Source organism: Dyella sp., assembly GCF_051962475.1.
GTDB lineage: Bacteria > Pseudomonadota > Gammaproteobacteria > Xanthomonadales > Rhodanobacteraceae > Dyella_A.
Window position 1 is genome coordinate 277016 of the sequence record NZ_JBQCCF010000069.1, and the last position, 22245, is coordinate 299260.

Annotated in this window: 23 protein-coding genes; 7 read left to right on the forward strand and 16 right to left on the reverse strand. The window is 69.7% G+C overall.

Going from position 1 to position 22245, the window contains the following annotated elements:
• The first annotated feature begins 12 nt into the window (after window positions 1-12).
• Window positions 13-1011: an alpha/beta fold hydrolase gene (locus ACTHJF_RS16455; RefSeq protein WP_440268063.1), complete on the forward strand. Its 999-nt coding sequence runs from the start codon at window positions 13-15 to the stop codon at window positions 1009-1011.
• A gap of 74 nt (window positions 1012-1085) precedes the next feature.
• On the opposite strand, the gene ACTHJF_RS16460 is transcribed toward ACTHJF_RS16455, so the two are convergent.
• The 5 genes from ACTHJF_RS16460 to ACTHJF_RS16480 form a co-directional block, all read right to left on the reverse strand.
• Window positions 1086-1724, reverse strand: coding sequence for a hypothetical protein (locus ACTHJF_RS16460; protein WP_440268064.1), 639 nt, complete (start codon window positions 1722-1724; stop codon window positions 1086-1088).
• A gap of 124 nt (window positions 1725-1848) precedes the next feature.
• Window positions 1849-2427, reverse strand: a complete 579-nt coding sequence (locus ACTHJF_RS16465) for a methyltransferase family protein (RefSeq protein WP_440268065.1) — start codon at window positions 2425-2427, stop codon at window positions 1849-1851.
• A 121-nt stretch (window positions 2428-2548) separates the two neighbouring features.
• Window positions 2549-3295 carry a DUF2182 domain-containing protein gene (locus ACTHJF_RS16470; RefSeq protein WP_440268066.1) on the reverse strand — a complete coding sequence of 249 codons (747 nt, stop codon included), beginning with the start codon at window positions 3293-3295 and terminating at the stop codon, window positions 2549-2551.
• Window positions 3296-3371: 76 nt separating this feature from the next.
• A complete protein-coding gene (locus tag ACTHJF_RS16475; RefSeq protein ID WP_440268067.1) occupies window positions 3372-4136 on the reverse strand; it encodes a DUF899 domain-containing protein in 765 nt (254 codons plus the stop codon).
• Between the two features lie 31 nt (window positions 4137-4167).
• On the reverse strand, window positions 4168-4827 hold the full coding sequence (locus ACTHJF_RS16480; protein ID WP_440268068.1) for a glutathione S-transferase family protein: 660 nt from the start codon (window positions 4825-4827) through the stop codon (window positions 4168-4170).
• Between the two features lie 139 nt (window positions 4828-4966).
• Here ACTHJF_RS16480 and ACTHJF_RS16485 point away from each other — a divergent pair, with 139 nt between their 5' ends.
• Together ACTHJF_RS16485 and ACTHJF_RS16490 are read left to right on the forward strand one after the other, a co-directional pair.
• Window positions 4967-6187, forward strand: coding sequence for a helix-turn-helix domain-containing protein (locus ACTHJF_RS16485; RefSeq protein ID WP_440268069.1), 1221 nt, complete (start codon window positions 4967-4969; stop codon window positions 6185-6187).
• Window positions 6188-6218: 31 nt separating this feature from the next.
• Window positions 6219-6872, forward strand: coding sequence for a Vgb family protein (locus ACTHJF_RS16490; RefSeq protein ID WP_440268070.1), 654 nt, complete (start codon window positions 6219-6221; stop codon window positions 6870-6872).
• Between the two features lie 125 nt (window positions 6873-6997).
• Here the strand turns inward: ACTHJF_RS16490 and ACTHJF_RS16495 are convergent, their stop codons facing one another.
• The 4 genes from ACTHJF_RS16495 to ttcA all read right to left on the reverse strand — a co-directional run bounded on the left by ACTHJF_RS16495 (window position 6998) and on the right by ttcA (window position 11175).
• A complete protein-coding gene (locus ACTHJF_RS16495; RefSeq protein ID WP_431634789.1) occupies window positions 6998-7768 on the reverse strand; it encodes a M48 family metallopeptidase in 771 nt (256 codons plus the stop codon).
• A gap of 158 nt (window positions 7769-7926) precedes the next feature.
• The gene (locus tag ACTHJF_RS16500) at window positions 7927-8844 is read right to left on the reverse strand and encodes a recombination-associated protein RdgC (RefSeq protein WP_440259574.1); all 918 of its coding nucleotides are present in this window, start codon (window positions 8842-8844) and stop codon (window positions 7927-7929) included.
• 211 nt (window positions 8845-9055) lie between these two features.
• Window positions 9056-10255 carry an amino acid aminotransferase gene (locus ACTHJF_RS16505; RefSeq protein WP_440256600.1) on the reverse strand — a complete coding sequence of 400 codons (1200 nt, stop codon included), beginning with the start codon at window positions 10253-10255 and terminating at the stop codon, window positions 9056-9058.
• Between the two features lie 38 nt (window positions 10256-10293).
• A complete protein-coding gene (gene ttcA / locus ACTHJF_RS16510) occupies window positions 10294-11175 on the reverse strand; it encodes a tRNA 2-thiocytidine(32) synthetase TtcA (RefSeq protein ID WP_440268071.1) in 882 nt (293 codons plus the stop codon).
• 96 nt (window positions 11176-11271) lie between these two features.
• Between ttcA and ACTHJF_RS16515 the strand changes: the two genes are divergently transcribed.
• Together ACTHJF_RS16515 and ACTHJF_RS16520 are read left to right on the forward strand one after the other, a co-directional pair.
• The gene (locus tag ACTHJF_RS16515; protein WP_431634794.1) at window positions 11272-11478 is read left to right on the forward strand and encodes a YdcH family protein; all 207 of its coding nucleotides are present in this window, start codon (window positions 11272-11274) and stop codon (window positions 11476-11478) included.
• A gap of 9 nt (window positions 11479-11487) precedes the next feature.
• Window positions 11488-12084 carry a GNAT family N-acetyltransferase gene (locus tag ACTHJF_RS16520; RefSeq protein WP_440268072.1) on the forward strand — a complete coding sequence of 199 codons (597 nt, stop codon included), beginning with the start codon at window positions 11488-11490 and terminating at the stop codon, window positions 12082-12084.
• Window positions 12085-12176: 92 nt separating this feature from the next.
• Here the strand turns inward: ACTHJF_RS16520 and pssA are convergent, their stop codons facing one another.
• From pssA to ACTHJF_RS16555, 7 genes are all read right to left on the reverse strand, one after another.
• Window positions 12177-13577 (reverse strand): CDP-diacylglycerol--serine O-phosphatidyltransferase, encoded by a 1401-nt coding sequence (gene pssA, locus ACTHJF_RS16525; RefSeq protein WP_440268073.1) that lies wholly within the window; start codon window positions 13575-13577, stop codon window positions 12177-12179.
• A gap of 109 nt (window positions 13578-13686) precedes the next feature.
• Window positions 13687-14721: an efflux RND transporter periplasmic adaptor subunit gene (locus ACTHJF_RS16530; RefSeq protein ID WP_440268074.1), complete on the reverse strand. Its 1035-nt coding sequence runs from the start codon at window positions 14719-14721 to the stop codon at window positions 13687-13689.
• A gap of 9 nt (window positions 14722-14730) precedes the next feature.
• On the reverse strand, window positions 14731-14928 hold the full coding sequence (locus ACTHJF_RS16535) for a DUF1656 domain-containing protein (protein WP_440263795.1): 198 nt from the start codon (window positions 14926-14928) through the stop codon (window positions 14731-14733).
• Window positions 14918-17047, reverse strand: coding sequence for an FUSC family protein (locus ACTHJF_RS16540; protein ID WP_440268075.1), 2130 nt, complete (start codon window positions 17045-17047; stop codon window positions 14918-14920). Before ACTHJF_RS16540 ends, ACTHJF_RS16535 begins: the two co-directional genes overlap by 11 nt.
• A complete protein-coding gene (locus ACTHJF_RS16545; RefSeq protein ID WP_431634801.1) occupies window positions 17044-17541 on the reverse strand; it encodes a MarR family transcriptional regulator in 498 nt (165 codons plus the stop codon). The genes ACTHJF_RS16540 and ACTHJF_RS16545 overlap by 4 nt, the downstream gene beginning before the upstream one ends.
• Before the next feature lie 148 nt (window positions 17542-17689).
• Entirely contained in the window at window positions 17690-18109 is a 420-nt protein-coding gene (locus ACTHJF_RS16550; protein WP_440268076.1) for a DUF4156 domain-containing protein, read from the reverse strand.
• A 105-nt stretch (window positions 18110-18214) separates the two neighbouring features.
• Entirely contained in the window at window positions 18215-21079 is a 2865-nt protein-coding gene (locus tag ACTHJF_RS16555; RefSeq protein ID WP_440268077.1) for a M16 family metallopeptidase, read from the reverse strand.
• A 265-nt stretch (window positions 21080-21344) separates the two neighbouring features.
• Here ACTHJF_RS16555 and ACTHJF_RS16560 point away from each other — a divergent pair, with 265 nt between their 5' ends.
• Together ACTHJF_RS16560 and trmL are read left to right on the forward strand one after the other, a co-directional pair.
• A complete protein-coding gene (locus ACTHJF_RS16560) occupies window positions 21345-21551 on the forward strand; it encodes a hypothetical protein (protein WP_431634804.1) in 207 nt (68 codons plus the stop codon).
• 83 nt (window positions 21552-21634) lie between these two features.
• On the forward strand, window positions 21635-22108 hold the full coding sequence (gene trmL / locus ACTHJF_RS16565) for a tRNA (uridine(34)/cytosine(34)/5-carboxymethylaminomethyluridine(34)-2'-O)-methyltransferase TrmL (protein WP_440268078.1): 474 nt from the start codon (window positions 21635-21637) through the stop codon (window positions 22106-22108).
• Window positions 22109-22245: the final 137 nt, after the last annotated feature.

The window sequence follows — 22245 nt, forward strand, 5'->3', positions numbered from 1 at the left end:
CAGGCACAGGCCATGTCTTCCACGCCCGCCACGACACCCGCCACCGCACGCCCCCTGTGGCAGCGCCTGCTGCTGCGACGGCTGAAGTTCCTGCTCGGCGTCATCGTGATCCTCGCCCTGGCGCTGGGCGGCAGCTACCTGTTCGCGCCGCAGTGGCTGCTGCGTGCTGACATCGCACGCCAGGCGATGGCCGCGCACCTGGAGAGCAAGACCGTGCAGGCCGGCGACACGCGCTGGTCTTACTACGAGGGTGGCGAAGGCCCCACGCTGGTGCTGCTGCACGGCTACGACTCCAGCAAGGAGGTGTGGCTGGAGGTGGCGAAGGAACTCACGCCGCACTTTCACCTGATCATTCCGGACCTGCCCGGCTGGGGCGACTCCTCGCGCAACGACAGCGCCAGCTACGACATCGACGCCCAGGCCGCGCGCCTCGATGCATTCGCCCAGGCGCTGGGCCTGCGCAGCGTCACCGTGGTCGGGCATTCCATGGGTGGGGCGATCGCCGGCGTCTACGCGGCGGAGCACCCGCAGGTGGTCAACCGGCTGGTGCTGATGGACTCCTTCGGCCTGACCTCGAAGGAGAACGACTTCGCCCGCCGCTCGCTCGCCGGCAGCAACCCTTTCATCTACGACGACCGCGCCGGCTTCCAGAAAGCCGAGTCGCTCGCGTTCGAGACCGTGCCGGACCTGCCCGGGCGCTTCATCGACGTGCTGATCCAGCGCAACCAGCGCGACCGCGCGTTCCTCAACAAGACCTTCAACGAGCTGCGCCAGCCCTCGCAATACCTGGCCGTGCAACAGCGTCTGGACAAGCTCACCATGCCAGTGATGGGCCTGTGGTGCCGCGACGACAAGATCATCGACGTCTCCGCACTGGACAGCCTGCGCAACGGCCTGGTCAACGCCGCCGCGATCAGCACCACCACGCTCAGCGGCTGCAACCACATGCCGATGCTGGAAAAGCCCGAGCAGACCGTGCAGGTGCTGACCGCGTTCGAGCTGTCGCACTGAAGCAAGCGCCGCGAAATCCGCGGCGCCGGCGATGCGTGGCCGGCACGCCGGACAACAACCGTGTTGAAGGCAGCTCAGCCTGCTGACGTCTTGAGCTGAGTAATCGTTTTGGGATCGATATCGAATCCCGTTCCCGTGGCATCCGGCACGAAACGGATCGGCACGCGATAGCTCTCGTCACAGCTTCGGACGGTCCAAGTCTCGTTCCAGGGCGCGCCCGCGGTGGCTGGCACACCCTGCGGCAATACGGTATCGAGTACCTCCGGTACACACCGGGCACCCTTCACCGTCATCGCACTGGCCACGCTGACCAGCGCGTCGTGCTGAAGCGCGGGCGACGCGAAGGAGTCGCCGGGAAAGACGGGCAAGACGTGCGGGGTGCTGTCCTTGAAGATCACCAGAGCCGTGTAGCGCCGCGTTTCACCGCACGCAACGCCCTGCGTCCGCTCAGTCCAGATGCCGCTGACGATATGCCCCTGCTCATTCACCTCCAACGGCAGTTCGATCCGGGCCCGGGCAGTGGCTTGATCAAGATCGAGGGAAGGGCAGTGACCGGACAGCGCTTCCTCGTATTTTTGATAGGCGTCTTGTACGGCTGCCTGGTACGGCGCGTAGTGGCGCATCTGGTCAAGCGCGAGCTGGTCGGGCCGAGCGGCTTGCGGCGCGACAACCGATGAAGCCATGGCCAGTCCCGCGGCAACAAACATCAACATGCGTGATCTCCTGGTTCCCTGAGAATTTTCTGCTGGCGAGAAAGCCCGCCTCCGCACCCCGCGCTGCGACCCTTACCGCAATGGGCGCCGTGGCTACCCCACAAGATCTCGGAGTTTTCCTGCTTCAGAACATGCCAGGTATCAGCGCTTTCACCCGCCGCATGTAGTCCTCGTAGCGCGCGCCGAACTGCTCGCGCATCCAACGTTCTTCCAGCTTCAACTTGAACCAGAACGACACGCCGACGATGGCGGTGCCGAGCAGGCCGCGCCATTCGCCCAGTGCGCACGCGGTGCCGAGGAAGCCCATCAGCAGGCCGGTGTAGATGGGGTGGCGGACCCAGCGGTACGGGCCGCGCTCGGCCAGCTCGTGGCCCTGCTTCACCTGCACCACCGCGCTCCAGTTGCGGCCCAGCGTGGCGCGCGCCCAGATCGCGAACGCCACGCCGGCCCACAGCAGCAGCACGCCCAGCAGCGGCAGCCATGGGCCGGACGGCGCGAAACGCACGCGCAGCAGCGTGCCCTCGCCTCCGCGCCACGGCAGCACCAGCGCAGTGCCGACGATCAGCGGCAGCCAGTATTTCAGGAACCGGGCCGCGAACGGCTCGCTGCGCGCCGTCGATTTCACCGCCCGCGACTGGATCGCCCAGTACGCGAGGAAGACGAACCAGCCGAGGTTGATGAGCCAGACGATGGGCAGATGCATGAGGTGATCCGGTCGATGGACTTGAGGAGTCCGTACGGATCGCAGCGTGCCCGCGCGGAACCCGGAGCAGCAAGTTGCAGCTGTCATGCGCCAGGCGTGCGCCGGCACGTGAAGCGGTTGCTCACCCAGCAGCGGTAATGGCCACGGCCATCCGCCACAGACCGGCGACCAGTGCGAGCACACCGATCGCCCGGGCCACACGGTCGCCATGAAGCGACAGCCGCTCCGCGGCGATCACGGCGGTGACCACGGCCATCACGCGCAGGTCCATCACTCCGCCGACCAGCAGGATCGCCGTCAGTCCGGCGCAGCTGGCCATGCAGTGGCATCCGAGGCGCAGGCCAGCTCGCCAGGCGCGGAAGAGGTGCGGGAGCGGGACGTCGACACCGGCGGGCCAGTGCCGACAATGCGCCAACTGGCGCGCCTTCCATGCCGTGCACTGGAGTGCGCCGGCAAGCATCAGCACGGCGCCCATCGCAAGCGGCGTCGCGCGGGCGAGTGTGGGCCGCTCCAGCAAGCCGGCGGCCAGTGCCGTGCCCATTACCGAGATCACGGCACCCAAGCCGATCCACACCAGCAGGTAGCCGCCGCCCACGCAGGTGGCCAAGGCCATCGGGCGACTGGCGCCCGCGTGCGCTGCCGCGCAGCGATAGCGCCACAGGTTCGGCGCGACCGCGGGCAGCATCATCGCCGCCATCATCGTCGACCACATGCCGAGCCAGGCCGCCAGTTGCGTCGGGGCGCCCAGCCCGCACATCGCCAGCCAGTGCATCGACAGGCTCCAGCCCCCGCGCATCGGCAGCGCCGCCATTGCCGACATCGAGGCGCCGGCGCTGACGGTGGCCGCCGCACAGCCGACGAACAGCACGATGCAACCGAGCGCGAACGCGCGCCGGGGCGCAGCGTCCGCCGGATCGCCTGCCCCGTGCAGCGGTACCGCCCGCTCAGGGCGCGCCGTACTCATCGCGCCGCTTCCACCAGATACCGGACTCGTTGCGCCCCTTCGGCGCCCGATCCAACCACTGATACATGCCCCACAGCCCGTCCAGCCCGCGCGCGTAGGTGGAGTAGCTGTGATAGACCACGCCGTCTTCCAGCACGAAGGCGCTCATGCCCGGTCGGTCGCGCACGTAGGTTGGCGCGTCGGTGCCGCAGGAGGCGGCGAACTGCACCACCGGCTCGGGAAGTTGCGCCGCCGCGATCGGATGGCCGCCGCGCCGGTAGTTGTACTCGACTCCACCAGCACGCTGCTGCGCCTCGGTGATCGAGGTGCTGAAATCGAAATTGAAGTCGCTGTCCTGCGAGGACGCCCACGGGAAGCGCCAGCCCAGCCGCTGCTTGTACGCCTGCAGTGTCGCCAGCGGCGCACGCGACACCGCCATCAGCGTGACGTCGTGATTCGCCAGGTGTACCGCGAAGCCGTCGAAACCGTCGGCGATCGCCGAACATGAGGGGCAGCCGGCGCGGTAGTCCGGCCCGAACATGAAGTGGTAGATCAGCAGCTGCGAACGGCCACGGAACAGCTGGGCCAACGTGGCCTCGCCATCGTCGGTGTCGAAACGGTACGGCTTGTCGATGCGCACCCAGGGCAGCGCCTGACGCTGCTGCGCCAGCTCATCGCTGCGCCGGGTGTGTTCCTTTTCGGCGGCGAGCAGTTCCAGTCGTTGCTCGAGCCATTGCTCGCGGGTGCCTACGGCATGCGTCGTCATGGTGGTCTCCTTTCAGGGCGGGGCAGAAGGTTCAGGCGGCGACCGGCGTATGCCGGGCGTAATCCGCCAGTTGCGCGGTCAGTGCCTTGTGGAAGGCGGGGCGCGCCTCGCAGCGCTCGACGTAGGCGGCCAGCGTCGGAAAGCCTTCCACCAGATCGGTATGGCGCAGGAAGCGCAGCACCGTCGCCATCAGGATGTCGGCGGCGGTGAAGCGATCGAGCAGGTAGTCGCGCGCGCCAAGGTGGCGGTCCAGCGCGGCCAGCCGCACCTTCACCGTGTCGACCACGGCGGGACGACGCAGCGCCACCCACGCTTCGCCCGCGTGCAACAGGTCCATCTCCAACAACTGCTGCACCGGCGGCTCGACCGTGTTCACCGCGGCGAACATCCAGCTGAGCACCTCGGCTTGTGCCGCCGCCTCCGCCGGCATCAGCGGCGTCGACTCACCGGCGATGCGATGCACGATGGCGGCCGATTCGAACAGCCCGCGACCGTCCACCTCGAACGCCGGCACCATGCCGAACGGCTGATGCCGGCGGTAGGCGCTGGCGTGACGCTCGTCGAAATCGATCAGCCGCACCTCATGCGCAAGGCCGGCCTCCTCCAGTGCCCAGCGCACGCGCAGGTCGCGCACCAGGCCTTGCGCGAACGGTGGCGCCCAGCGAAATCCCCAGACGACGATGTGGTCCATGATGCGTTCCTCATGCAGTGGATCGAGCCGCGGCTCGCGGCGCCGTGGCCGGATGTGCCGACCGAGCGGATAGGCTAGGTTCGGCCGAGCGAACGAAGGGAGTGACAACGGTGGCGCGATTGCGAACGAGGCGGCGGCGATGGATTCGCTGATCACCGCGGCGGCCCGCGCGCTGGCGGGCGGCGATCCGCTCGGCGCGCTCAAGCGCGTGGCGCTGCGCGACGACGCGCCCGCCCTGGCGCTGCGCGGCATCGCGATGGCGCAGCTGGGTGATTTCGCCCGCTCTAGGCTGCTGCTGCGGCGGGCCGCGCGCGCCTTCGGCCCGCACGCTGCCGTGGCACGCGCGCGCTGCGTGGTGGCCGAGGCGGAGGTGGCGCTGGCCTCACGCGAGCTGGGCTGGCCGGCAAAGACGCTGGATGCGGCGCGCGCCACGCTGGAGGCGCACGGCGACCGCGCGAACGCCGCGCACGCGCGCTATCTGGCGATCCGCCGGCTGCTGCTGCTCGGCCGCCTCGACGAGGCCGAACCGATGCTCGACGCGTGCGATCCCGCCTCGCTGTCGCCGGCCCTGCAGACGATCGATGCACTGGCGCGCGCGGGTATCGCCACGCGGCGGCTGCATGCGGGAGCCGCGCGTGCGGCGCTCGATGCTGCCGCACGCGCGGCGCATCGCGCCGGGATTCCCTCGCTGGCCGCCGAGGTCGAGCAGGCCGTATTCGCCTGGCGCGCGCCGGCGGCGCGACTGCTCGCTGCCGGCGAGGAGCGGATGCTGCGGCTCGATGAGGTCGAGGCGTTGTTGGCCGCGGACCAGCTGGTGATCGATGGCTGCCGGCACGCCGTGCGCGCGGGCGACACCGTGGTGGCGCTGGCCCGCCGACCGGTGCTGTTCACGCTGGCCCGCCTGCTGGGCGAGGCGTGGCCGCAGGACGTGCCGCGAAACGTACTGATCGCCCGCGCGTTCCGGGCCCGCGCGATCGATGAATCGCACCGCGCGCGGCTGCGGGTGGAGATGGGCCGGCTGCGCACGGCGCTGCGCGGGCTGGCCGAGGTGCACGCCACCGGGCGCGGTTACGCACTGATGCCGCACGACGCGCGCGCGGTGGCCGTGTTGGCACGACCGGTGGACGAGAAGCACGCCGCGGTGCTGGCCCTGCTCGCCGACGGCGAAGCGTGGTCGAGCTCGGCGCTGGCGCTGGCCCTGGGCGACAGCCAGCGCACCGTGCAGCGCGCGCTCGATGCGCTGGCGGCGGCCCGCGCGATCCAGCCGATCGGACGCGGCCGCGCGCGGCGCTGGATGACGCCGCCGCTGCCGGGATTCGCGACCGCCTTGTTACTCCCCGCGCCGCTGTCCGGCGACTAGCATGCGCTCATCCTCTGCACGGGACGGAACCATGAAGCGAGCCGCCGCCGAGATCGTGCGCGAGCACGGCCCCTACCCCGAGGCCGACAACGTCGGCGGCGTGACCTACGACGGCCAGCAGGTCTGGATGGCCACCGGCGACCGCCTGCGCGCCGTCGACCCGGCCAGCGGCGAAACACTCGGCGCGCTCACCGTGCCCGCGCACGCCGGCACGGCGTTCGATGGCCGTCACTTGTTCCAGATCGCCGAGGACCGCATCCAGCGCATCGATCCGCACAGCGGCGAGGTGCTCGGCTCGATCCCTGCCCCCGGCGGCGGCGGCGACTCCGGCCTGGCCTGGGCCGAAGGCACGCTGTGGGTCGGGCAATACCGCGGGCGCAAGATCCACCAGGTGGATCCGCAGACCGGCGCGGTGCTGCGCACCATCGAGTCGAATCGCTTCGTCACCGGCGTCACCTGGGTCGACGGCGAGCTGTGGCACGCCACCTGGGAAGACGAGCAGAGCGAATTGCGGCACATCGATGCCGACACCGGCGAAGTGCTGGAAAGCCTGGAGATGCCGCCGGGCATCGTGGTGTCGGGGCTGGATTCGGACGGGGCCGACACGTTCTTCTGCGGCGGCGGCAGCAGCGGCAAGCTGCGCGCCGTGCGGCGCCCGAAGCGGAGCGCGGCAGGGAGACGCTGAGAGACCGGTGCGGATCGCTCAGCGCCGGCGAGAGCCTCAGCGCCGCGGTGTCACTTGCGCAACGGCGGCGCGATGATCGGCGTGTTGCGCTCGCATGGCGTGCGTGCGCGATGCTTGCCGCGACATCAGTCGGCGACGTCAGCCACCAGGCGATCCAGCTCGGCCTTCAGCAGCGAGCCGTTCTGGCGCAGCCAGTCGCGCTGCTCGCGCCAGCTGGGGAACAGCGTTTCGACCTGGGCCCAGAAACGCGGCGAGTGATTGCGCACCTTGAGGTGGCACAGCTCGTGCGCGAGCACGTAGCGCAGTGCCGCCGGCGGGGCCAGCGCGAGGGCGAGATCGAGATTGATGCGGTCGCGGGTGTCCAGGCTGCCCCATAGGCTTTTCAGCGGGCGGATCTTCAGCGCCGTGGGCGCCAGGCCGAGCTGCGGCACGTAGCTGGCCAGCCAGCGCGACACGTCACGGCGGATCAGCGACTCGAAATGCGAGGCGAGCAGGCCGCGCGCCACCGGCAGCGCCCGCGTGTGCGGGCGCGGGATGATCAAGGTGATGCCGGCCTCGGCCGTCTCGATGCGCGGGTACGGGCCTTCGGCCCAGTCCAGCTGCACGCGTTCGCCACGCACCGGGATCTCGGTGGCGTAGCCCACGCGCAGCGGCGGCAGCGGCTTCACCAGCAGGTTGAGCTCGTCGAGCTTCTGCTCCAGCCAGTCCGCATGGCTGCGCAGGAAGGCGCTGACCTGGGCCGGATGGGTGCCGTGCGGATAGGTAACTCGCGCGCCCTTGGGCGTCACGGTGAGGCGCAGACGGCGGGCGCGCGGGTGCGCCGCCTTCAGCACGCGGATCGTGCTGCCGCCGGCGGTCGCCAGTTCCAGCCAGTCGCCTTCGAGTTGCTGCGCCATGCTGCCGTCTGCCTGTGGGTCGAACCGGGACACGGGCGGCGGCACTGCGCGCCCGGGGGGTGTCGATCTGGATTCTGGCAGGGTTTGGCGACGCGCACGTGATGTTTCAACGGGGTGCGGCCACGGGTCTCGTGGCGCGCACCATGCGCCGGCGTATGTCAGGCGTCGGCCGGCCGCGGCAGGCCAAACCACTCCTCCAGCTTGGCCAGCAGGCGCTCCAGCTCCAGCGTGAGCAGGGCGAAGCTGGCATCGGCCTCGGCAGCGGCGTCCTGGTGGCTGTCGCCCATCTCGTCGAGCACCACGTCGAGGAACTTCAGCTTGCGCACGATCAGGTCTTCGCCCAGCACGAAACTCATGCGGTCGTCGAACACCAGGCCGAGCTGGAACACCTGCTTGCCGTTGCGCAGGTGCTCCTTGATCTCCTCGCTGTCGAGGTCCTGCCGGCGGCACTTGGCGATGGCGCCGGTGGCGCTGGCCGGATCGCGCAGCTCCACCTCGTCGCCCAGCGCCAGGCCGGCGGGCAGCGTGCCGTTGGCGAGCCAGTCGGTCATCAGCACGCGCGGGCCCTCCTCCGGCGCCAGCGGCACGGCGGGGAAGCTGCCTAGCGCCTCGCGGATCTGGGTGAGCGCGTTCTCGGCCGACTTGCGGCTGGAGGTATCGAGCACCAGCCAGCCGTGCTTCTTGTCGACGTAGGCGGACAGCCGCGAGGTGCGCACGAAGGCGCGCGGCAGCAGCTCGGTGAGCAGGTCTTCCTTGATCCGCTTGCGCTCGCGGCCGCCGACCTTGCGCCCCTCTTCCTCGGCGATCTTCTGCACCTTGCGCTGCAGCTCGTCGTTGATCACGGCGGCCGGCAGCAGCTTGTCCTCACCGCCCACGGTAACCATGGTGCAGGCGTTGACGACGTGGGTGAGCGCCGCCTCCTCGCCGCGACCCACCGGCGGCACGAAGCCCTTGGTGAACATTTCCATGGGGCCGCAGGGGCGCAGGCGGTGCTCGGCGAGGGCATCGTCGAGCCGGTCCAGGTCAGTAGCGACGGCAGGGGAAAAGCGGAACAGGGTGAGATTGCGAAAAAACATGCGGTGTCCGGGTTGGGGCGCGGCAGGCCGCGTGAGCGGGCGGCTGCGCGGGATAACAGGGGCGAAGCGTGCAGGCCGGTGCTGTGGACACGCACGCCGTTCGCCCGGACCTCCTCACCGTCCTCCCGGCGAACCCCGCCGAAGGGACAGGTGCAGGGAGGATGACCGTGGAGGTTGATGCGTTTGTGGATCAGCGGCTGCGACAGCCGCCTCAGCCCACCACCTTGGCGATGGCATCGGCAACGTAGCCGAGATTCTGGGTATTCAACGCCGCCACGCAGATGCGCCCGGTGCCGAGCGCGTAGATGGCGAACTCCTCGCGCAGCCGGTCGACCTGCGCCTTGCTCAAGCCGGAGTACGAGAACATGCCCGCCTGGCGCTGGATGAAGCCGAACTCGTGGCCATGCGCGGCCAGCTTCTGCACCAGCCCGGCGCGCATCGCGTGGATGCGCTCGCGCATCGCGCCCAGTTCACTCTCCCACAGCGCACGCAGCTCGGTGCTGGCCAGTACACCGGCGACCAGCTGGCCACCATGCGCCGCCGGGCTGGAATAGTTGGCGCGGATGGTCTGCTTGATCTTCGAGCGCAGGCGCGCCGCCTCGTCGCGGTCGGCGCCGATCATCGACAGCACGCCCACGCGCTCGCCGTACAGCGAGAACGATTTGGAATACGAGCTGGCCACCACGAACGCCTCGATGCCCGACTCGGCGAACATGCGCACCGCGGTGGCGTCGGCGTCGATGCCCTGATCGAAACCCTGGTAGGCCATGTCGACGAAGGGCAGCAGGCCGCGCTCCTTCACCAGCTCCACCACTTGCGCCCACTGGTCGGGGTTGAGGTCCACGCCGGTGGGGTTGTGGCAGCACGCGTGCAGCAGCACCACGGTGCCGGGCTGAAGCTTGCCCAGATCCTCCAACATGCCGGCGAAGTCCAGACCGCGGGTGGCGTCGTCGTAGTAGCGGTAATCCTGCAGCTGGAAGCCGGCGGTGCGGAACACCACGTGATGGTTGCCCCAGCTCGGGTTGCTGATGGCGATGCGCGCCTGGTCGCCGGCCACCTGCTTGAGCAGGTCCGCCGCCACCCGCAGCGCGCCGCTGCCACCGATGGTCTGTGCGGTGGCCACGCGGCCGGCTTCGAGCAGCGGCGAGCCTTCGCCGAACAGCAGCTCCTGGCTGAGCTTGTTGTACGCCGGCAGGCCGTCGATCGGCAGGTAGCCGCGCGGCTGCGTGTCGCGCGCCAGCGCCTGTTCCACCTGCTGCACGGCCTTGAGAACCGGCACGCGGCCCTGTTCGTCGGTGTAGATGCCCACACCCAGGTTCACCTTGTTCGATCGCGGGTCGGCGACGAACGCCTCGGTGAGGCCGAGGATCGGATCGCCCGGGGCCATTTCAACGGATGCAAAGATGGACATGACGGTACTCGAAAGAAAGTAATTGGAAGTATGGACGGCTAAACGATTTCATCGGCGGCCGGCTCGCCAGCATAATCGGCCAGCCACGCATGCGCATCGGCGCGCGCCACGCCCTCGGCCGCTCCCAGCGAGGCGAAATCGAACAGCTTGCGGTCGGCCAGCTGCGAGGGCGACACGCTACCCAGCGCGCGGAAGATGTTTTCGCTGCGTCCGGGCTGGAGCCTCTCCCACTCGGCCAGCATCTGGCCCACGGCCTTGCGCTGCAGGTTCTCCTGCGAGCCGCACAGATTGCACGGGATGATCGGAAAGGCGCGCTCGGCGGCGTACGCGGCGATGTCGCTTTCCTTGCAATAGGCCAGCGGACGGATCACCACGTGGCGGCCATCGTCCGAGCGCAGCTTCGGTGGCATCGCCTTGAGCTGGGCCTGGTAGAACAGGTTGAGGAAGAACGTGCCGAGGATGTCGTCGCGATGGTGGCCCAGCGCGATCTTGCTGATGCCGTTTTCGGCCGCCCACTGGTACAGCGCGCCGCGGCGCAGGCGCGAGCACAGGCTGCACATGGTCTTGCCGGCAGGGATCACCCGGGTCACCGTGCTGTAGGTGTCCTGCTCGATGATGTGGAACGGCACGCCACGCGCGGTGAGGTAGTCCGGCAGCACGTGGGCGGGAAAGCCCGGCTGCTTCTGGTCGAGGTTCACCGCCACCAGCTCGAAGCGCACCGGCGCCTTGGCCTGCAGCGACAGCAGCATGTCCAGCAGGGTGTAGGAATCCTTGCCGCCGGACAGGCAGACCATCACCTTGTCGCCGTCCTCGATCATGTTGAAGTCGGCGATCGCCTGGCCCACCTGGTGGCGCAGGCGCTTGGCCAGCTTGCCGGCTTCGTAGCTGTGCTTGCGGGAGGGGTTGGGCGAGGCGGACATGGGCGGCGGTAGCGAGCGGGAGACCGCCATTGTAGCGGGCTGACCCGGGCCGGTCCGGGAGCGTACACTGCGGCCTTTCTTCCACACGCGCCCGCCATGACGGCCCCGGACCTGCCCTCGATCGCCCAGACGCTGGCCGAATTGCGGCGCGAACACCGCGCGCTGGACACGCAGGTGGCCGAGATGATCGCCGCCGGCTCACGCGACGAGCTGCAGATCACCCGCATGAAGAAGCGCAAGCTGCTGCTGAAGGACGCGATCGCGCGGCTGGAAAGCAAGCAGATTCCCGATCTCGATGCCTGAGGGCTCCGCATGACGCTCGCCCCGGTGCACCTGGAAGACGACCACGTGCTGCTCGAACCGCTGCACGCCGATCACGCGCCGGCACTGGAAGCGGCCGCCGCCGATGGCGAGCTGTGGAAGCTGTGGTTCACCAGCGCGCCGCCGCCGGGCACCGCGGTCGACTACGTCGCCGCCGCTCTCGCCGGCCAGGCGACCGGGCGCATGCTGGCCTTCGCGGTGCGCGAGAAACGCTACGGCGAGATCGTCGGCACCACCCGCTACTACGATTTCGACCCGGCGCTGCCGCGCATCGCCATCGGCTACACCTGGTACGCCAAGCGCTGGCAGAAGAGCCACCTCAACACCGCCTGCAAGCGCCTGCTGCTCGGGCACGCCTTCACCGCACTGGACTGCGTGGCGGTGGAATTCCACACCGACCACCGCAACCTCGACTCGCAGCGCGCGATCGAACGCCTGGGCGCACACCGCGACGGCGTGCTGCGCGCCCACAAGCGCCGCCCGGACGGCACGCTGCGCGATACCGTGTGCTACTCGATCCTCACCGGCGAATGGCCGGACGTGCAGCGCTGGCTCTCGATGCGCCTGCAACGCCTCAGCGCCGTCTGAACCCGCTTCCGCTGTCGTAGGAGCCCGCTCGCGGGCGATGCCTTTCCGCTTTGATGCCGCATCAGCGCCAGGAGCAGCACCTGGCCAATCGCCTACAGCAGGCGGTTGGCCAGGCGGTCGAGGCGGACGCCCTTGAGACGGCGCAGCAGCTTGCGCACGGGCGCGGGGTAGTCGCGCACGGTGTCCAGTGCGTGGTGATCGCGCAGGCGCTTGGCGTGGCGCTTGAGCGCCGCCCACTCGGCGGCGTGCTGGGCGCGCAGGTGGCCGTGCGGATCACGCAGCACCAGGGCGTTTTCCAGATCCAGCGCCCAGGCGCGTGGGTTGAGATTGTTGCCAGTGAGCACGGCCACGTCGTGGTCGATGAACAGCCCCTTGAGGTGGTAGCTGTTGTCGGCGTGCTTCCACAGGTGCAGCGCCAGCTGGCCGCTCGCCAGATGCTTGCGATGCACGCGCGCGAAGCGGCGCAGGTTGCTCTCGTAGAGATAGGGCAGCACGCCGATGGTGCGGAACGGCTGGCCCGGCGGGATGTAGAAGTCGTTGGCGACCTTGTCGCCGACCATGATCTCCACCGTGCAGCCGCGCCGCAGCAGCTGGCCGATGGCGGCGCGCACCGGCCGCGGCAGGTTGAAGTACGGCGTGAGCAGCACCACCCGCTCGCACGCGCTGGCGAGCAGCGCCAGCAATGTCTCGTTGAGGGCGTTGCCGGTGCGGCCGAAACCGGCCAGCGGCGTCACCGCCACGGTGTCTTCGCCGGGCGGCTCCGGCGTCACCTCGTAGCGCGCCTCGGCCAGTTGCTGGCGTAGCGCGCGGATCGCCGGCAGCAGGCTGGCGGTGGTCGGCACCTCGGGTACGTTCAGGCGTGGCACCGCCGGTTGATCCATGAGATGGCGCTGCACGAAGCCGGCCATCGCATCGGCCAGCGGGGCGTGGCGCAGCAGGTGATAGCGGTCCAGCCGGTAGCGCCCGTGGCGGGCCAGGTAGACGTCGTTGAGGCTGGCGCCGGAATAGAGCACGGTGTCGTCGATCACCATGCCCTTGAGGTGCAGCACGCCGAACAATTCGCGGTTCTGTACCGGCACGCCGTAGATCGCCACGCCGTCGCCGCGCTCGCGCGCCCAGGCGCGGTACATGCCGGCGTTGCCCTCGCTGCGTGCCTTGCCGATCAGGCCGCGCTGGGCGCGGTGCCAGTCCACGAACACGGCAATCTCCAGCGCCGGCCGGCGCGCCTTGGCCGCGTACAGCGCGTCGAGCACCTCGCGGCCGCCGTCGTCGTCTTCCAGGTACAGCGCCACGATCACGATGCGCCGCTCGGCGGCGGCGATCGCTGCCAGCAAACGCTCGCGATAGGCCGCCGGGTCCGGCAGCGTCTCGATCGTGGACGCGGGCACGGCGAAGGCCGGCAGCGCATCGAGCTGCGGCTGTCGCCGTGCGGCGCGGCGGAACGGCAGCAGTCGGCTAGCCACGCGGGCGGGAAGGCGGGTCAGTCGTTTCATGTCGGGCAAGGGTGCCGCCGCAGACGTCGTCACAAAGTGTCGAGCATGCCCGGCGCGACCGATCGGGGGAAGATGCCGCATCCGCACGGGCGACCTCGCGCCCGAGCGGTCAACGCCCCGCGGCGGCCACGGCCGCACCGGCCACGGCAGGGGCCGGGCGGACCACCAGCGTGGCAGTCATGCCGGCGGCGAGCACGGTGCCGGCGGGCAGGTGATCGGCGTCGATCGCCACGCGCACCGGCACGCGCTGGGCCAGCCGCACCCAGTTGAAGGTGGGGTTGACGTTGGCCAGCAGGTCGCTGCCGGTGGGGTTGTCGGCATCGGTGATGCCGTGGGCGATGCTCTGCACGGTGCCGTGCAGCTCGGCACCGCCACTCATCAGGCGGATCTCCACCGGATCGCCCACGTGCACGCGCGGCAACTTGGTTTCCTCGAAGTAGCCGTTGATCCAGTACGAGTGGCGATCGATCACCGCCAGCCGCGCCGCGCCGGCGCTGGCGTAGTCGCCGGCGCGCACGTCGAGGTTGGTGACGTAGCCGTCCACCGGCGCGCGCACTTCGGTGCGAACGAGATTGAGCTGCGCCTGATCCAGTGCCACCTGCGCCTCGGCCACCGCGGCCAGCGCCTGCTGCGCCGCGGCGCTGGCCTGCTGACGTCCAGCCTGGGCGCGCTGCCAGCCGGCGCGGGCGACCTCGGCGGAGGCGCGCACGTTGGCCAGGTCTTCGGCGGAAATGATGTTGCCCGCCAGCTTCTCGCGACGCTCCGACTGCGCGGCGTACATCGCGTAGCTGGACCGGCTCTGCGCCGCCGCGGCATCGGCCGCGCCGACGCTGGCGCCGGCGGCGTGGGCAGCGGCCTTGGCGGCGTCCAGGTTGGCCTGCGCCTGCGCCAGCGCGTTGCGGTAGCGGGCCTGGTCGAGCACGAACAGCAGGTCGCCGCGGCGCACCGCCTGGTTGTCGACCACGGCCACGCGGGTGACCAGGCCGGCCACGTCGGGCGCCACGCGCACTACGTCGGCGCGCACGCGGCCATCGCGGGTCCACGGGGCGTCCATGTAGTGCAGCCACAGCGCGTGGGCGGCCAGCGCGGCGACGAGCACGACGATGGCGGTGATGGCAAAACGGACAAGGGCTTGGATTTTCATGGCGATCACTCAGAACAGGAGCAGCGCGCAGGCGCCGAATACGCAGACAAACGCGGCCAGCCGGAACAGCGGCGGATGCCACACGAAGCGGTACAGGCCGTAGCGGCCGGCCAGCCAGTCGAGCAGCCACAGCAGGCCCAGCGCGGCGAGGAACAGCAGCAGCACGCCGGGTACCAGCGCGTCGCCGAGGGCGATTTCACGAGGCATGGGGAGACTCCGCCGACGCCGGCGCAGCGCGCTCCGGCGGCATGTAGGGGGCGAGCGCGGACTCACGATCGAGCAGCGCCAGCCGGATCAGGTAGAGGTGGTCGAGCAGCGCGTGCGCCGAGGGCTGCGCTTCTGCCTCGCCGATGACATCGGCGAACTGCGCGCGCACCCGCGCGTAGCCGTCGGCGTCCGGGTGTTGGTAGAAGCGCGCGAGCGCCGCGAGCGCGGCATCGATGCCGGTGCGCAGCGAAGCGTGCGTGTTTTCGTCCAGCGCGCGCCGCAGCTCGATCGCCGCGCGGCCGGTTTCGTGCACCGACAACGCCCAGGCCAGCAGGCTGCGCGAGGCGTCGCTGCCCGGCTCGGTCTGCGCCACGATCTGGCCGAACAGGTCGCGGTTCACGCTCTCGAAGCGGTGGCGCAGTCCGCGCAGCGGCGCCTGCGCCGCCAACGCCACCTGGGCGCGCAGTCGGGCCAGCTGGCGGCGGCGCAGCCAGCCGGTGCCAATGGTCGAGGGGATGAACACGAAGGCGATGGCCGCGGCCGACAAGCCCGCCAGTTGCGCCACCGCGTCGTTGAGAAAATGCACCGGATCGAACGCCATCGGGTTGCGCACGGCCAGGATGTAAACAAAACCCATCGTGTAGCCCAGCCCGTAGCTGGCGTAGCGGCCACCGGCCATCAGCACCAGGCCCGGCAGCAGGAACGGCACGATACCCGCGACCATCAGCACATAGCCGTCCATCGCGGTGAGCACGAAGAACACGCAGGCGAAGGCCGCGGCCATGCCTACCGCGTAGCCGACCATCACCACGCCGGTGGCCCGCCCAGCATCGGGCATGGTGGCGAACAGGCCGGCGAAGATGGTGGCGATCAACATCGCGCTGGCGCCCAACGGCCAGGCGCTGGCGATCCAGAACGCGCCCAGCGCCAGCATCACCAGCGTGGTGCGGAGCGTCGCCAGGGCGGCGCCAGCCAGATCGTTGGAACGTGCGAAGCGCACCGACTCCGGTGCGCCGCCGCCCAGCCGCGGCGCCTGCAGGTCGGCCGCGCTGCTGACGTAGGCGTGCAGTTCGTCGGCGAAGCGTTCGAGCAGGCTGACGCCGGTGGCGACGTCGCGGCGGTCCTGCGGATCGTCCAGCGTGTCCAGACAGCGTGCCGCGCGGTGGTCCATGGCGGCACGTGCCTGGGTCAGACGCGGCAGCAGCGTGGCGGCCGGCGCGCCGGCCTCATGCGGCGTGGCGAGCGCCTCGGCCAGCGGCGCGTAGAGGTCGATGAGGATCTGCGCCGCGCGATCGTGACCGGCGCGCATCAGGCGGTTGATCAGGTGATGCACCGACTGGAAACTGGTCGACGCCGCCATGAAGCGCTGGTTGAACAGGCGCAGGTGGGCGCTGCGGGCGCGCGCTTCGGCGTCCTCGAACACCACCGAGCTGCGCAGGTCTTCCAGCGCCACCGCGTCGCGCACGAAGCGCAGGTGCGCACGCTCCATCGCCGCGCGCGGGATCGCCCCGCCGGTGCTCGCCCGCACGAAGTCGAGAAAGTGCGCGAACTGTCCACGCGCGGTCTTCCGCAGCACGTTGCGCAGGCGGCTGGGGAACACGGTGTCGCTGATCGCGCCGCTGACCAGCAGGCCCAGCAGCACCTCGCTGATGCGCGCGGTGGCGGAGTCGAATACGGCCGGCGGGTCGTTGATCACCGGAATGGCGATGATCGCCGCGGTGTAGCCACCGAGCACGAAGGCGTAGGCGGTGAAGTTGCGGTACAGCGTGGCGCCGCCGGCACACAGGCCGATCCACAGGGCCAGCGCCAGCAGGAACAGTTCGCGCTGCTGCGGAAACGCCGCCACGATCGCGAATGCCGCCAGCGCGCCGGCGAGGGTGCCCAGCGCGCGGTAGAAGCTCTTGGCCAGAACCATGCCGGACTGCCGGTTCGCCACGATGATCGCGGTGAGCATCGCGGTGGATGGCTGCGGCAGCGACAGGCGCATGGCGATCCAGCCGGTGAGGAAGAACGCCAGCAGCGTGCGCAGCACGAACAGCCACACCTCGCCCTCTTCGCGCAGCAGCGCACGCACCGGCGACGGCGCGGCAGCAACGGCACTGGCGTGCACGGCGCTCATTCGTCGCCCAGCCCCGCCAGCATCTTCTTGAGCAGCCGCTCGAGCTGGGTCTGCTCGGCCGCGCTCAGGTGGGTCACCTGCAGCTGCAGCAGATCGCAGATGTCCGGCAGCAGGGCGTGGATCAGCGCCTCGCCCTTCGGCGTGAGGGTGAGCGTGAGCTTGCGGCGATCGGCGTCGCTGACGCTGCGGGCGATCAGGCCGCGCTCGCACAGGCCGTTGGTGAGGCGAGTGATGTTGGCCGACTTCTCGCCCGCCGCGTCGGCCAGGTCGGACGGGCACAGCCCGCCGTCGCCGGCGGTGCCGTAGAGCATCATCAGCAGGTTGTATTCGGGATGGTTGAGGCCGAACGGCTTGAGCGCCGCGTTCGCCTGGTCGTGCAGGCGCTTGTGGATGTGCTTGACCAGCCGCACCAGCACCGCCGGTTCGCGCGGGAACGGCGGGTGGCGCTGGCAGGTAACGGCAAGGCGCTGTTCGGTGGGGGCAAAGCTGCTCATGGCAGGCATCCGGTGCGTGGAATGCCGGCAATTATTACATATGTGTACTATTTATTTGTGAACGAAAGCCGCGCTCGGTCGCCCCAAAAAAGAGCGGGCGCCCTGCGGCGCCCGTGGAGAAGCTTTTGCGGTGGAGTGAACCCGGACCTCAGCCGCCCTTGATCGGGTAGGACTGGAAGCCGGCCGCCGGCACCGTGGCGGGCGCGCTGCTGCCGCTGCTGGCCGGCGCTACCGTACCGCTGGCGGGCAGACGCTGGCTGCCGCAGCGGTAGGCGCCCCACGGCTGCGAGCCGTCGGTCGGCTCGGCCAGCGGCTTGATCGTGTCGGCATTCATCTTCGCCGCCTCGTTACGCGCCATCACTTCCAGCTCGTCGCGCACCTTGATCTGGTTGCGGTCGACCGGGCCCATGCGATCCATCACCGACACGGTGACCTTGCCCAGCTCCTGGCACTGCGACACGTCGCCACTCCAGGCGGTACGCACGGCCTTGCCGGCGTCGTCCAGCTTGATCCCCCACGAACAGGCGCTGAGCAGCACGACGGGGACGAGCAACAGGGTCTTGCGCATGGGGGACTCCGCAATGGATGGGCTGGATGGCATGAGGGGCCGGGCAGTCGCCCGCCTGGCCCCTCATCGTACCGCGGGAAGGCCGCGGCGTTTCCCAACGGTGGCTTACTTGGCGGGCGCCACCGGCTTGCCGTCGGCGTCGAGCACCTGCATCGCGCCCAGGTCGAGCTTCTTCAGCGGCTGCTCGATCTTGGACAGGTCACCCACGATCACCCAGGTGAGCTGGTTCGGGCGGATGATCTCCTTGGCCGCGGCATTGACCTCGGCATCGGTCTGCGCTTCGGTGCGCGCCTTGAGGGTCTGCACGTAGTCGTCGGGGCGGTGGTACAGCACGATGCCCTGCAGCGCACCCATCACCGCGCTGGTGGTCTGGTAGCTGCCCGGCATGGAGCGCACGTCGCCGTCCTTGATCTTGCTGATCTCCTGGGCGGAGAGCGGCTTGTCGCCGACCACGCCCTTGGCCTCCTTGAGCATCTCGGCTACCGACTCGGCGGTCTTGTCGGTCTGCACCGGCGCGTACAGCAGGAACGGGCGCTGGCCCTGGGCGTTCTGCAGGAAGCTGAAGGCGCCGTAGGCCCAGTGCTTGTTCTCGCGCAGGTTCATGTTGAGCCGCGAGGTGAAGGTGCCGCCGAAGGCGCCGTTCATGGTCTGGATCGGCAGGTTGTTCGGCGCCTCGGTGGACGGCGCCACGATGCCGGCCAGGATCAGGCTCTGCTGCGCGCCCGGCCGGTTGACCAGGTACACCCGCGGGTTCGCCGGTGGCGCGACCTTGGCCAGCAGCTTGGCGGGCACCTTGCCGCTGGCCTTCCAGTCGCCGAACACCGCGTTGAGCTCGGGGATGATCTTGGCCAGCGTGGTGTCGCCGGCCACCAGGATCTTCACGTTGTCCGGGCGGATGAAGTCGCCCATGAACTGGCGCATGTCCTGCGTGGTGAGCGAGCTGATCGAGGCCTCGGTGCCCGAGCCGGTGAACGGAATGGCGTACGCGTTGCCTTCGCCGTACAGCAACGGCGGCAGCGTGCGCAGCGCGATGCCCACCGGCTGGCTCTTCTCCTGTGCGATACGCGCCAGCCACTGGCCGCGCACGCGCGCCACGTCGGCATCGCGGAACGCCGGGTTGCGCACGATGTCGCCAAACAGCGCCAGCGAGGGCTTGAGCTGATCATCCAGCGCGTTGAGCGACACGTTGCAGGCGTCCAGCCCGCAGCCGCTGCCGATCTCGGCGCCCAGGCGCTGCTCGGTCTTGGCGATCTGCACCGAATCGAGACGCTTGGTGCCCTCATCGAGCATCGCCATGGTGAAGCTCGAGGTGCCCAGCTTGCGTCCCTGGTCGGCGGCGAAGCCGGCGTTGAACATCAGCTGCACCTGCACCGCCGGTACGGCGTGGCGTTCGGCCAGCACCACCTCGATGCCGTTGGCGAGCTTGCCGCGCTGGATCGCCGGGAAGGTGAGATCGGGGAAGCGGTCGACCACCGGCACGCCTTTGCTGCGATCGACGTCGCTCTTCACCGTGCGGTAGTCGCCCTTGGCGCTGAGCACCGGCTTGGGCGCACCCGGCTCGGCCGGCCGGCCGGCCACGGTGGCCATGTCGGTGTTCTCGACCTTGCCCGGCACCACGGTGAGCGTGTAGTCGCCCTTGGCGATCCACTGGTCGGCCACTGCCTTGACGCTGGCCGGCGTGGCCGCCATCAGCACCTTGAAGTCCTTCAGGTACTGGCCCGGATCGTTCGAATACAGCTGGCCCTCGGCGAGGATCGAGGCCTGCGTGTTGACCCGCTCCAGGCCGCGCACGAACGAGGCGCGCACCTCGGTCTTCACGCGGGCCAGCTCGTCGGCCGTGGGGCCTTCCTTGAGGAATTTCTGCCACTCGTCGGCGACCGCCGCTTCCACCTTGGCCGGGTCGACACCCTTCTTCACGTCCACCTGCAGCTGGAACAGGCTGGCCAGCACGTGCTGCTCGATGTCCACCGACACGTCGTCGGCGAGCTTGTCCTGATAGACCAGGCGCTGGTACAGCCGCGAGGTCTTGCCGCCGCCGAGCACGGCCGCGGCCAGGCTCAGGCGGGTGAGGTCGTCGCTGGTGCGCGAGGGCACGTTCCACTCGCGGTAGATGCGCGTCTGCGCCACGTTGTCGGTCATCGTGCCGCGGGTGGACTGGCTGCGCGGTGCCACCCACGGCTGCGGGCGCGGTACCTGCGGGCCGGCGGCGATGTCGCCGAAGTACTTCAGCGCCTTTTCCTTGGCCTGCGCCACGGTGATGTCGCCGGACAACACCAGCACCGTGTTGGCTGCGCCGTAGTAGTCGCGGAACCACTGCTTCACGTCGCCCAGCGAGGCGGCGTTCAAGTCGGCCATCGAGCCGATGGTGTCGTGGTGGTAGGGATGGTTGGCCGGGAACGCCTCAGCCTGGATCAGCTCGCCGACGCGGCCATAAGGCTGGTTCTCGCCCTGGCGCTTCTCGTTCTGCACCACGCCGCGCTGTTCGTCCAGCTGCGGCTGGCCGATCGCGCCGAGCAGGTGGCCCATGCGGTCGGACTCCATCCACAGCGCCATGTCCAGCGCGGTGGTCGGCACGGTTTCGAAGTAGTTGGTGCGGTCCAGCCAGGTGGTGCCGTTCTGGTCGGTGGCGCCGGCCAGCTCGAACGGCTTGAAGTATTCGTCGGCGTGGTTCTCCGAGCCCTGGAACATCAGGTGCTCGAACAGGTGGGCGAAGCCAGTCTTGCCCTTCGGCTCGTAGGACGAGCCCACGTGGTACCAGATGCTCACGGCGACGACGGGCGCCTTGTGGTCCTCGTGCACCACCACGGTGAGCCCGTTGGGCAGGGTGAAGCGCTGGTAGGCCAGGTTCGGGATGGACTGCGCCATCGCCGCGGCGGTCGGCGTGCTGTCGGCGGCGACCGCCGTGGACAGGCCGCCGGCGCCCAGGGTGAGCAGGCCGGCGATGAGCAGGGCAAGCGGTTTCTTCGACACGGTGAAACTCCTTCTCACGGGTAACCGGCCGACGGTAGCGGCGCGCGCCCGGGCGCTGCAAATGACGAATGGCAGGGGTGGGACAGCGTGTCCGCTGCGTTGTCCGCTGCCGGACGGGCGCTGTCCGCGGACAGTCGATGCGCCGCCGGCACGCCATGACAAATGTCAGCGCATCAATGGTTTATCTGCGACTGCCGCGCTGGCACGGCCCTTGCGAGAGTAGCGGCACGGACACCTTCGCCCGGTCATTGAAAGGAGACACCCCATGAAACTCGAATCGCTTCTGCTGCGCGGCCTGTTCGTTGCCTGCCTCACCGTCTGCGGCCTGATCGTCGGCGCCATGCTGGTACAGACCCCGCCCGCCGTGCGCCTGGCCGGCAGCAGCGCCGCCCCGGTGGTCGGCATGCTGATGCCGGCGACCGGTTGCGCCCTGCCGCCCGATGGCGTGGTGTGCCCGCGCCAGGCCAGCTGATCGCGCTGATCTGATCTCGCTGGCCTGATCGCGCTGAACTGATCTGGACGACAGCGCCGTGCGTTCGCGGCGATAATCGCCGGATGCTCCACGTCATCCTGTTCCGCCCCGAAATCCCGCCCAACACCGGCAACGTGATCCGCCTGTGCGCCAACACCGGCGCCGCGCTGCACCTGATCCGGCCGCTGGGTTTCGAACTCGACGACGCGCGGCTGCGCCGCGCCGGCCTGGACTACCACGAATACGCGGCGCTGGCCGTGCACGACAGCCTCGACGCCTGCCTCGACGCGATCGGCCACCCGCGCGTATTCGCTTTCTCCACCCGTGGTCGGGTGGCCCACGTGGATGCCGCGTTCCAGCGCGGCGACGCCCTGCTGTTCGGCTGCGAAACCGCCGGGCTGCCCGGCGACGTGCTCGACGCGATCCCCGCGCCGCAGCGCCTGCGCCTGCCCATGCGCCCGGACAGCCGCAGCCTCAATCTGTCCAACACCGTGGCGATCGCGGTGTACGAGGCGTGGCGTCAGTTCGGTTTCGAGGGCGCCGTGGCACTGCCGTAGACCCGCGCCCTGCATGCGGCCTCGCCGCGGAAGGCCGCGCCCGAAGCCCTCACCCCGAGGGTAGGGGCCCGCTCGCGGGCGATGCTCTGGGCTTTGATCCCCAGCCAACGCGAAAAGCATCGCCCGCGCGCGGGCTC